Here is an 11,874-nt window from a genome sequence, read left to right on the forward strand (position 1 = left end):
TATATATTCAAAAACCTAAGGTGAATGATACAATACTTTGAGTTACAGGATGATACTTCTTCCAAATTCTGGGAAATAACCCTGGAGAATAACATTGTAAAAACCCGTTACGGAAAAATAGGAACAGATGGCAAATCAACAGAAAAAGAATTTGGTGATGCTGCCGCAGCCGGTAAAGAATATGATAAACTGGTAAAAGAAAAAACAAAAAAAGGGTACACGGAAGTTGTTCCGCTGGTATACCCTGCATATACACTGATCACCGAAAAAGAAGCTAAAAAACGCTTCAGTTTTTCAAAATACATAGAGGGTGGATATGGAAATGAATGCAATTATATATTGCTGGAAGGAGAGGTTGTCCTGGACGGAGATCTGGATATGGACCGGTTCTGTACACCGTTGGATACCTATGGGATTATTGTTGACGGTAACCTAACAGTTAACGGGGTGATTTTTCAACCGGATATGGATTCTGGTCAGGCACTGTTTGTAACAGGAAATGTCCGTGCAAAAAGCATTAATAAAGGTGGTGCAGAGTTTTATATTAAAGGAAACCTCAGTATTGAGCAAACTATTTATGGCTACTATAATCATGGTAGCCTGAAAGTAGAAGGTAATACAGAGGCCACTACTATTTTTTCGGAGGACCACTATTTCCAGTTTAAAGGAGATGTACAGGGACTGATCATCAACACCGGTGAAATACAGGGAGCAGAAGCTGATTTTGAAACAACTGAGCCATTGGTGGATGAACTGATTAATAATGAAGATTATAGTTATAGTGAAATAACATCTGATTATATCAACAGTGGCCGGCATATTATAAAGGATAAATACCTGCCCGCTGTATCAGAAACGGTTGTTAACAAAACATCTGCTGTCGCCCAACTGATTACAGAAGACGAAGCAAAAGAAAAATTTGATCTGAGCCTGTATGATTCCTTTGATGAGATGGGTTTTCAGAAAGTAATTTTCCTGGATGGAGATGTTTATATTGATGGAGATCTGAACCATGACTGGACAGTAAATACGCTCGAAGCACTGGGTGAAGATCCTGATACATCAGATTCATTGCTGCTTATAAATGGTAATCTGACGGTGGCAGGTACAATCGAACCTGCGAACGATAATTATCCTTTTTTACTGGTACAGGGCAATGTTAAATGTGATGTCTTACATAGTTATGATGAATTCATTCACATTACCGGTGATGCCGATATTAAATATGCACTCAATGGCAATTATAATCATGGCAGGATTGAGATTGAAGGAAAAACAAAAACCCCTTATATCCTCAACTCAGATCATAATTCATTACTGAGGCCCGAAGGTGCCACTGTCATTAATTATTATGGAGATCACGATGACTTTTTCGAGTATGATTATACCGTAAAAGATTTTGAAGAAGTGATGGTATCCGCTGTTTATAATGAGAAAGGAGCATTTGCAGTACGGAATTTTATAGCATTGGTAAAAGCAGGTAAATCTCCTTTGAAGAAAGGAGCACGTCCTGCCCGGTTGATACTGGAGGAGGAATTAGCACAACTGGGAAGCAAAAAAGAGGATATTGAAGAATTGGATCTTACCGGTAGAAAATTGAAAGAATTTCCCCGTATACTGAGAAAGGCGCTGTCTCTCAAAAAGCTGGTCCTGGATGATAATCCTATTAAAAGTATCCCTTTTTCTATTGGAGAGTTATCTAATCTTGAAGAATTACATCTTCAGAAATGTGGTCTCGAAAGATTGCCTTATGAAATAGCAAAACTGAAAAAGCTGCGTGTGCTGGATGTAGCCGGTAACTGGAACTTAAAATTGCCCCCAAATATCAATGAAGTTGCATCACTCAGAGTACTGGATATTTCCTATAATAAAGGATTTGGGTTTCCTGCATCTGTTGAAGGGCTGAAGGAGCTGGAAGAGCTGAGTTGTGCTGATTGTTCCGGTCCGGCTCCCATTGATTTTCCAATTGAGATTACACAGCTGACAGGACTTAAAAGATTGTTCATGGGTACGGTTTCAATCAAAACCATTCCGGACAGCTTTCTGCAGCTTGAAAAACTGGAAGAGCTTGATCTGGATGCCAGCTTATGTTATCTCAATGAATTGCCGGATTTATCAAAGTTGAAGAATCTGAAAATTCTGCATGGAGATGGTTTGATTTCTACTACTACACGTCCCTGTCCTAAACAGAGCCTGTTAAAATCATTCTTTAATATTACCAGTCTGGAAGAATTATATATCGACAGGCATGGAGAACGTGAGGAAGCCTTTATCACAAAGGAGCAGTTTGAAGAGATGAGGAATAACCTTGCACATGATCCTGAAAGGGTTAAAGCCTTTGAAGCGGCAGTCAATGAGGTTGTTCCTAACAGTATATATGGAGATGGCCGGAAAGGTATTGTGAGAGAAGCCCTGAAAGCGGCACATCTGGAAGGTATTTCAAACCTGAAAAATCTGCGGGTACTGGATCTTTCTTTTAATGATCTGGCCAGCTTGCCGGAAGAGATCCACACGATGACACACCTTCAGTTCCTGAACCTTCGTTATAACCGCCTTCCAACTGCCGAACGTTTAAAATTGAACCGTAGTCTTCCGGGATGTACTATTGATTTTCGTGATAACCGTCCGGAGAATGATACAGTAGATACAGAAGATGTGAAACAGTGGCAGGCCATGAATACATTGATGAAGGAAGCCAATGCATTGATGTATGCAAAGGATGATGTGGAGAAATTACGTGCGTCACTGGGCGTATATGATCAGGTGTTCGATTTCTTTAGTTCAGGGAAAGTGGTGGATGAATATAATCTGTTGTATGCGAACTATGGTAAAATGTATGCTTACAGCTATCTGAATTCATATCATAAAGCTGCTTATTCAAAAGAAGGATTGCTGGAAATGAACCTGGCCGCTATTCAGCAGGGTTTAAAAACACTGGCGCTGATACCATCTGTGATCTGGCATTTTACAGATATGGGTGCATTCCATGAAGAAGTAACCCGTGTTGTTGCGAATGCGGTAGCATGGCAGATGTATGAGATCTATGATAAGAAGAAGGATCTTGAAAAAGCATTGGAGATTATTGCAAAGGCGGTGGGATTTGTATCAACAGAATATCATTATTTTATCTACGATACACAGGTGAGAATCTTACTGAAAATGGGACAAAAAGAAGAAGCCTATAAAATAGTAAAGAGAACGTTAGCTCTGGCATCGGACTTTGAAGATTTTAGTGACTTTAAAAATGATGCAGATTACAAGGAATGGTTGGTGAATCAGAATTGAAAAACCTGAAAAATAATGTCATACAAAACGATCACTGAGAAAGACGCGAAGGAACGTTTCGGGTTTCCGGAATATATTCAGGGAGGCGGAGATAAATACAAGTATATACTACTGGAAGAAGATACGGTTATAGACGGGAATCTGGATATGTATAAACTTTGCACGACACTGGATACCAGCGGAATTATCGTTGCCGGTAATCTGACCGTAAAAGGTGTCATATTTCAACCAGGTCTGGATGCTGGTGAGGCATTGTTTGTTACCGGTAACCTTCGCGCCAGAAGCATTAATAAAGGTGGGGCAGAATTCTGCATTAAGGGAGATCTGATTGTTGAACAAACTATCTATGGTTATAGCAACCGAGGTGGCCTGATAGTAGAAGGAAATACGGAGGCGACTACTATTTTTGCGGAAGATCATCATTTCAAATTCGGCGGCGACGTACAGGGGCTTATTATCAGTACGGGGCAGGTAGATGGGGCAGAAGCAGACTTTGAAACTACAGAGCCTCTGCTGGATGAGTTGGCTGATGGCGACTATAATACTAATGGAGAGTGGCTGGACCGGTATATCAGTGAGGGCAGACAAATTATACAAGAGAGATACATTTCGTCCGGGGGTGAATTGAGCCCTGCTCATCTGATCCTGGAAGAGGAATTAGCACAACTGGGAAATGCTGACATCCACGAACTGGACCTTACTGGTAAAAAACTCAAAGAATTTCCCCGTACGCTTACAAAGATCTCTTCTCTCAAAAAGCTGATTCTCGATGATAATCATATTGGAAGTATACCTGCAAATATTAAAGACCTGGTCAATCTCGAAGAATTACATCTTAAGAAATGTAATCTGGAAAGTCTGCCTGATGAGATAGGTTTGCTGGAAAACCTTCGTGTACTGGATGTATCCGGCAACCCGGATTTACAATTGCCGGAAAGTATCAATGATCTTTCATCACTCAGGAAATTGGATATTTCCAATAATATCGGATTCGGATTTCCTGAATCTGTTGCAGGTCTGAAGGAGTTGGAAGAACTGAATTGTTACCAGTGTTCATATGCCGCTCCTATTGATTTTCCCATGGAGGTTACACAACTGACAGGGCTTAAAAAATTGTTCATTGGAAGCAATTCACTGAAAACAATTCCCGATAATATCCTGCAGCTTGAGAACCTGGAGGAGTTAAACCTGGATGCCAGTTTATGTTACCTGGATGAATTACCGGACCTGTCTAAGCTTAAAAATCTGAAAACGCTTCATGCCGATGGGTTGATCTCTTTTCTCACACGTCCTTGTCCTAAACAAAGTCTGCTGAAATCATTTTTTCAGATTAACAGTCTTGAAATATTATATCTTGACAGACATGGTAAACGTAGAGAAGCGTTTATCAAAAAAGACCAATTTGCAGAGATAGAGAAAAACCTGGCGCATGATCCCGAAAGATTCAAAGACTTTACTTCCAGGTTGAACATTATAAGTGGTCATATGTGGGGTGATGGAATGGAAGGAATTGTAAGGGAGAACCTGCAGGCAGTACATCTGGAAGGGATTTCAAACCTAAGAGACCTGAAAGTACTGGATCTTTCATTTAATAAGCTGGATAGTCTGCCGGAAGAAATTTTTACATTAAAGCACCTGCAGTTCCTGGATCTTCGTTATAACCGTCTTCCTGCCAGCGAGCGGTTAAGGATCAGCAGAAACCTGCCGGGATGTACAATAGATTTTCGTGATAACCGTCCGGAAAAGGAAACTGCTGACACAGAAGAGGTGAAACAATGGCAGGCCATGAACAAGCTTATAACAGAAGCTAATGTCCTGATGAATGCCAAAGACGAGCGGGAGAAATTGTTGCAGTCGCTGGTGGTATATGATGAGGTACTCACTTACTTTAGTTCTGGCAGGGTGGTAGATGAATATAATCTGTTGTATGCAAATTATGGTAAGGTATATGCTTACATGTACCTCACCTCTGTTCATAAAGCAACTTTTTCTCCGGCGGCATTACTTGAAATGAATCATGCTGCCATTAAACAGGGCCTGCATACATTAAGCCTGATTCCTTCTATGATCTGGCATTATACAGACCTGGGTAAATTTCATGAGGAAGTTACGCGTATTACAGCCAACTCTGTAGCCTGGAAGATGCAAATGCTTTCTGAAAAAAGGGAAGACCTCGATACGGCGATGGATATGGTGCTGAAAGCAGTAGCATTCATTGAAGGAGAGATCCATTACTACATTTATGACACTCAGGTAAGGATCCTATTGAAACTTGGAAGAACAGAAGAAGCTTATCAGATTGTGAAAACAACATTAGCACTGTTGCCAGACTTTGGCGATTTTCAGGATTTCAAAAAGGATGCGGATTATAAAATATGGTTGGATAAACAAGTATAGCATTGAATATGGATATCGAAAAAATAAAAACCTTTAAGCAACTGTATGTTGCTACGAATAACATAGTTGCCGAATTCGCAGAACTGGGTAACAGTGTACCGCTGAATGAGCAAAGCATTGAACAGGCTATTCGTAATATAGATGAGTTGATAGCGATGTTGCCGATGGAGTTCCCTGATAATTCCTTACACGATAAAGGATCGCGCGTTCTGCATATTAATATGAAAGATGCAGCCGATGAGCCAAAAGAGAAAATGTGTAAAAAAGATGGTGCTACATGGTATGAGACTCCGGAAAATACAACAAGCCTGTTTGAAGAAAACGTACTGATATCACTGGAAAACTCGAAGTTCCTGATCTGGAATAAGGTCGTATTACTATTTGAAGATCCTGTTATCAGGGGGAAATATAATCCCCTGATGCTGGCCCAGGCAGAGAAATGTCTCACTTATTTTCCGAATAATATTTATGGGCGGGACTGGGCGAAAACAATGATAGTGATGTATGCAAATCAGATTGGCCGGTTTGCACTTGAAAACGAACAAGATCCTGAAAAACTGGACAAAGCTTTACCAATAGTAATAAAAGGGTTTCACCATTCCAACTGGTATAAACTGAATGATATTAAGGATACAATTGTTCGGCTGTTACTTAAGCTTGGCAGGGAGGAAGATGCCTTCCCGATTGTTCAGGAAGGACTTAAAAAGAATCCTGAATATGCAGATTTCCAGGATCTGAAAAATGATGCGCAATATTTAGCCTGGGCAGATGGAGTTGCACAACGTGAAGAAGAAGCGAAGCAACAATTGGAAAAAGCCTATCAGAATTTTCTGCTGTTGGTAAAAGAAGAACAGGCAAAGACAAAGAACCAGTTCGTATATCCTGATCATCCACTTGTGAAACAGCATGCAGAAACACTTAACCTGATTAAGGAACGAATGGTGGCCATCCGGTTAGAAGAGATGTATAGAAAATCTGATTGGATAACAGCAGACCTGAAGTATGAAGATAATTATAAACTTCAGAGGTGGAGTATAGAAGAGGTGAAAGCATTTGAGCAAACGAATGATATTCATTTGCCGGATGAACTGAAAGTATACCTGATGGAAATTGGTACTGGCGGTGGAGGTTATACCTGTTATGGCGGTGATATAAGGATTTATGACACACGATGGGATGAAATAAGAAAACCTTTTCCTATCACATGGGATAAAATACATCCTATCAATCATCGCTGGAATATTAAGGCCTGGGTATACAGTGATAGTACAGCCTGGAAGAAGATAGGAGTATTTAAGGAAGAGGATGATATGAAGACATTGTTTGGTTTAGCTCCCGGAGCAAAAATTACAGATGGTTGTATGGAGTTTGGTAATTCCAGCAGCCAGGACGAACTGTATCTTATTATGAATGGCCCGTTCGAAGGAGAGGTGTGGGTGGACACTTTGCAGTATGGTGCAGAGGTGGGTGGATGCTTTGGCGCTGCCACAGCAAAGCGGCTTAAACTATTGGAATACATGGCTGAAAGTCTGCTGGCAAAGTTCGAGGGATATACAGAGGCTTCTGATCAGGGAGCATGGATATAATTGAAGAACATAAATATTATTACACTCGTATGATAACACTACCGCTCTCCGAAGATGATAAGAAAGTTCTTGAAAGACTTTACTTTATTCGGTGGACCATATACAAACGTATGCTCATGGCCCTTGGCCTTGTATTTGGAACCTTTTGGTTATGGACTGGATGGGAGGCGTTACACGATGAACAGTTAATATCTGTGTTTGCCATCATTACTGTTGTTGTGTTGGTGCTTATGATTTTTGGCTGGCTAACGACTCCTGCATATAAGCGGAAAGTAAAACAACCGCTGGAAGAGGATATTCAAAAGAATCAGAAAATACAAAAGACGGGCACTATTCTCCGGATAGAAAGTGCTGGCAGATATAATAACAACATTATTTTTATTGAGAATGGTAGTCCTGACGAGGAAGCGTTTGTTTTTAACAGCCGGTTTTCTGAAGTGCTTATTCCAGGAAGAGAAATTAATCTTGATTACAGCCCCTGTACCAGGGTTGTTTTGGATGCATGTCTGCTGGTACCCTTAACAACAGAGGAGATAAAGGAAAGGAAAAAAACAGATGATACTGCCTTAATAGCAGCGGTAAGTATACCCTGTATGATATTGCTGGGTTTGGGGTGGATGTTTGATATGTTATTACCCTTTGCAATCATTTGTTTTTTGTGTGTGATCACTACCGGGTTTATAGTAGCGTGGGGAAGAAGACAGCGTAAACGAATAGAGTAATAAAATAACTATGGCAAAGAAAAAGGATACACGTGTACGTTTCCTGGGAGGGTATGCCGCAAGAAAGGATCTTTTGGGAATACTGTCATACCCGGTTGGGTATGATGGCAGTGATGTAGAACATACCCGTTTCTTCATGGTTACGCCAGAAAAATGGGTACACAGACCTATTGAAGCAGATGTAGTCTCCGCCGTATTTGAGGATAGTGCAAATGGGAAGTGTTGGTGGTTGCTGGATAAACGTGGTGTTGTGCATTCAATCCGTCCATCTGGCCTGGCACAGCAACAGATTGCTGATGCTGGTACTGGCCCTGGAAAGTTTGGTTATCTGAGCAGCATCAAAATGATAGAGGAGAAACTGTATGCCTGTGGCTATCGCAGGCAGGTATACGAGTATACATCTACCGGCTGGGAGCATATTGATCAGGATATCCTTTTGCGTGAAGATGCGATGGGTTACTCACTGAATGATATAGCAGGTTATGCTGGTGTACTCTGCGCGGTGGGCAATGAAGGAGAGATTGCGCTTAGATCCGGTAGTAAATGGACTATGATTAACAGCCCTGTACAGGAGCATTTATACGCTGTTTGTACAGATAATCAGGGGCGTTTTTATGCTGCCGGTGCAAATGGAACAGTAATCAGTGGAGATGCTTCGGGTTTCGTTGTGCTTTGCTCAGGAGGAGATTCACTTTGGGATATTGAATATTATCAGAATGAAATAGTAGTATCTGCAACATCCGGGTTGTTCATTGTGCGTGATGGAAAGCGGGTCCCTTTTGATAAACCTGCTGCTCCGAAACATGTAGGCTACAAGTTAAGTGTGGTAGATGATATGTTGCTATCCATCGGCACAGATCAGATCTTCGCCCTTGAGAATAATAACTGGAAAGAATGGATTTGTCCGGATAATGTTTAAAACTAAATATGGTGAGTACCGATATCGAAAAAATAAAAACCTTTAAGCGCCTGTATGTTGACACCCATCAACTGTTTGTTGAACAAAAGATTGATCAGGCCATTGAAAATGTAGATGTGTTGATAGGCATGCTGCCATTGGAGTTTCCTGGTATCTCCCAGAGAAGAAAGGATACCCGCGTATTATTGATTAACCTGGAAGATGCGGAAGATGAACCGGAAGAGAAACTGATATTCGAAAAGGGGCTGCCCAAATTTGTTATACCGGAAAATGCACGGCTCTTTTATGATGTTGATATGCCGACAGTTTTGGACGACTGGAAATTCTCTATGTGGAATCGTGCGGTGGAACTGTCCACAGATCCTGCCATCCGGAAAAAATATCTTGCACTGACACTTGTACAGGCAAATTATTGCATTGCTCAATTTGGTAAAAAAGAAAGATGGATGGATTGGGATGTGACAATGTTTGTCAGGTATACGAATCATATTGGATGGTTCGCTTATCTGGAAGAGCAGGATACCTCTAAATTGGAAGTCGCTTTAGAGATATTGGAAAAGGGATTCAGCTGGTCTAACTGGAATCATCTCAGATATATCAAAAATACGAAGGTCCGCCTGTTACTTAAACTGGGGAAGAAGGATGAAGCATTCCTGATTGTAGAGGAAGCGTTTAAGCAGGATCCGGGTTACGAAGATTTTCGGGATCTGAAAACAGATGTACAATACACCTCATGGGTAAAAGAGAAAGCAACACAGGAAGAAGAAGCTAAACAGGAAAAGGAAAGAGCTTATCAGTCATTCCTTCAACTGGTAGCTGCAGAACAGGCAAAGATTACAGATCAGTTCGAGAATCCTGAACATCCGCTTGTTGTGCAGCATGCAGCAGTACTCAATCTGATTAAACAGCATATGCTTTCCGCAAAATTGCATGTTTTCTATCATAATCCGGAATGGAAAGAAAAGTATGAGAAGAAATTTATGCTTAACAAATGGTCCGTGGAAAAACTGGCACAGTATGAAATAGAAAACGGACTTCGTTTGCCGGATGAATTAAAGGTATATATGATGGAGATTGGCGAGGGTGGTAAACTGTATTTTAGTTCGAATGGTGTTAGTCTACCAGAAGAAAAATACATTGAAAGATCGAAAAAGCCTTTCCCGATTACTCCTGATAAAATTCATAACATTAAGCATGCCTATGGTTGGGATGTTAAAGTTTGGGTATACTCAGATGATGAGGATTGGATAAAGATGGGTATATATAAAGATGTAGCTGAAATGGAGGCCCTTTATGGCTTACCTGAGGGGGCGGTAATTTCGGACGGTTGTATGTTCTTAGCCAGCTCCAGAGATCAGGATGGATTATATCTTGTGATGAACGGTGTGTTTGAAGGGGAAGTATGGGTAAATACTTTACAGTATGGAGCTGATGCCGCAGGTTGTTTCGGAGCTGCTTCTGCACAGCGGCTTAAACTGTTACAATTCATTGCAGAAAGTCTGCTGGCAAGACAAGGGAATTATAATTCTGACCAGGGAACATGGATGTGAAATTGGAAATAAATAAACACTATGCCGGATATACGTTATATCACTTTAGATGAAGCTGTACAACTAATTCAGCAAGCTCCAGATGGTGATACGAAAATAAATATGCAGCAACATCTTGACGCTTTCGCCGAGTTTGTAGAAGATGGATCATCTCAGATTGCTTTATATGAAGGGGATACCGTGTTGCCTTATCTGGCAGTAAAGGATGACCTGATCATCGTAAATGGTAACCTTACAATAACAGGCATTCTGGAAGATTGCCTGGAAGTGAGTTTATCATTATTACTTGTATTGGGGAACGTAACAACTCAGCATCTTTTTACCTTCTCACAAATCTGCATAACCGGTGATCTGATTGTTGAAAATATTCTTGTTGCGGATTCTATTTGTATATCCAGTTTGGATGTTCAGGGAGATGTGCGTGCAAGAATGATCTTTGAAGATGGGCATTGGTTTGATATTAAAGGCGCAATAACTGCTGATAATATCTATGCCTCACATTCTAAGCAACCACGTGGTTTATTGCAATTTAACATGGAAGATGATGATCTGCCGGATGAATTGAAAGAAAAGGGCCGGTTGGATCTGAGTAAAGTGATGCAGGCATTGATGAATAACAATTCTGATTTTCTGAAATAGATTGTATGAGTATGAACATCTGGCTGTTTATAATGGAATTTATTCGTCAGAGAGAGCCTGTATTTCTGTCTCAGATAAAGGGATTGTCTGACAATGACATTGCTGGGTTACCTGCAAGCCTGCCGGCTTCCTATGTAGAGTTTCTACGGTGTATGGGCATTAACAGCAATGGTTATTCAGTCTTTGGTTCCACATATGATCATCGCTTTGTTGCTATTACTGAACATCTCAGTGAATATGATGAGGATTCACCTCCGCCTGATCGTTATTTTCCGGTAGCTATCGAAACAGACGAATCACTTGTGTCATTGGAAAATATTTATCTCGATCTGAAGCGTGGTGATGGAGAAGATGCACCACTGGTTGTGCTGGAATGGGGTGTCCCATTTAACTGGCAAATACCAAAAGAAACCAGTGATACTTTCAACGAACGTATTGTCTGGAGTGTATTTAATCGCTTTCAATTGAGTTCTTGCAGAGAACAGCATGTACTGGCTATGGGTGGTACGTTATCACCGGGTGAAGGTCGTATTGCGTTACAACAGGTGCTGACGCTGCTGCAGAACATGGGATTTGAAGCTGTATTACCGTTGCTGGGTCGCGTGGCCTGTTTGCAGTCGGGATCGATAAGCATATTAGCCCGGGTTAACGAGGAGAGTGAATTGCTGACGATATTACTTGGCAACAATGATGCTAAAGCACTGAGTAAATTAGCGGATCAGCTGCTGGCTGGATTGCCCGGCGCAAGACGGCCACATTATCAAAAATGATCTTAT

At 41.0% G+C, this 11,874-nt stretch carries 8 protein-coding genes; all 8 read left to right on the forward strand.

All coding sequences use genetic code 11. The annotated features are described in order from the left end of the window. Window positions 1–24 precede the first annotated feature (24 nt). The 8 genes from BMW86_RS20390 to BMW86_RS20425 are packed head-to-tail and all read left to right on the forward strand — an operon-like array spanning window position 25 to window position 11,868. The gene (locus BMW86_RS20390; protein ID WP_089783795.1) at window positions 25–3,285 is read left to right on the forward strand and encodes a leucine-rich repeat domain-containing protein; all 3,261 of its coding nucleotides are present in this window, start codon (window positions 25–27) and stop codon (window positions 3,283–3,285) included. A gap of 15 nt (window positions 3,286–3,300) precedes the next feature. Further along, window positions 3,301–5,682, forward strand: a complete 2,382-nt coding sequence (locus BMW86_RS20395) for a leucine-rich repeat domain-containing protein (RefSeq protein WP_089783796.1) — start codon at window positions 3,301–3,303, stop codon at window positions 5,680–5,682. Window positions 5,683–5,690: 8 nt separating this feature from the next. After that, window positions 5,691–7,268 (forward strand): hypothetical protein, encoded by a 1,578-nt coding sequence (locus BMW86_RS20400; protein ID WP_089783797.1) that lies wholly within the window; start codon window positions 5,691–5,693, stop codon window positions 7,266–7,268. A gap of 29 nt (window positions 7,269–7,297) precedes the next feature. After that, the gene (locus tag BMW86_RS20405; RefSeq protein ID WP_143056643.1) at window positions 7,298–7,990 is read left to right on the forward strand and encodes a hypothetical protein; all 693 of its coding nucleotides are present in this window, start codon (window positions 7,298–7,300) and stop codon (window positions 7,988–7,990) included. A gap of 10 nt (window positions 7,991–8,000) precedes the next feature. Then, window positions 8,001–8,909 (forward strand): hypothetical protein, encoded by a 909-nt coding sequence (locus tag BMW86_RS20410; protein WP_089783799.1) that lies wholly within the window; start codon window positions 8,001–8,003, stop codon window positions 8,907–8,909. A gap of 8 nt (window positions 8,910–8,917) precedes the next feature. Then, window positions 8,918–10,459, forward strand: coding sequence for a hypothetical protein (locus tag BMW86_RS20415; protein WP_089783800.1), 1,542 nt, complete (start codon window positions 8,918–8,920; stop codon window positions 10,457–10,459). Between the two features lie 21 nt (window positions 10,460–10,480). Next, on the forward strand, window positions 10,481–11,098 hold the full coding sequence (locus tag BMW86_RS20420; protein ID WP_089783801.1) for a hypothetical protein: 618 nt from the start codon (window positions 10,481–10,483) through the stop codon (window positions 11,096–11,098). A 5-nt stretch (window positions 11,099–11,103) separates the two neighbouring features. Continuing rightward, window positions 11,104–11,868: a hypothetical protein gene (locus BMW86_RS20425; protein WP_089783802.1), complete on the forward strand. Its 765-nt coding sequence runs from the start codon at window positions 11,104–11,106 to the stop codon at window positions 11,866–11,868. Window positions 11,869–11,874 lie beyond the last annotated feature (6 nt).

It is taken from the genome of Chitinophaga sp. YR573, assembly GCF_900110995.1.
In the GTDB taxonomy this organism is placed as follows: domain Bacteria; phylum Bacteroidota; class Bacteroidia; order Chitinophagales; family Chitinophagaceae; genus Chitinophaga.

Coding starts and splice junctions, on each gene's coding strand:
- BMW86_RS20415 (WP_089783800.1), top strand. CDS start 8,918: ATGGTGAGTACCGATATCGAAAAAATAAAAACCTTTAAGCGCCTGTAT.
- BMW86_RS20390 (WP_089783795.1), top strand. CDS start 25: ATGATACAATACTTTGAGTTACAGGATGATACTTCTTCCAAATTCTGG.
- BMW86_RS20410 (WP_089783799.1), top strand. CDS start 8,001: ATGGCAAAGAAAAAGGATACACGTGTACGTTTCCTGGGAGGGTATGCC.
- BMW86_RS20405 (WP_143056643.1), top strand. CDS start 7,298: ATGATAACACTACCGCTCTCCGAAGATGATAAGAAAGTTCTTGAAAGA.
- BMW86_RS20400 (WP_089783797.1), top strand. CDS start 5,691: ATGGATATCGAAAAAATAAAAACCTTTAAGCAACTGTATGTTGCTACG.
- BMW86_RS20425 (WP_089783802.1), top strand. CDS start 11,104: ATGAGTATGAACATCTGGCTGTTTATAATGGAATTTATTCGTCAGAGA.
- BMW86_RS20420 (WP_089783801.1), top strand. CDS start 10,481: ATGCCGGATATACGTTATATCACTTTAGATGAAGCTGTACAACTAATT.
- BMW86_RS20395 (WP_089783796.1), top strand. CDS start 3,301: ATGTCATACAAAACGATCACTGAGAAAGACGCGAAGGAACGTTTCGGG.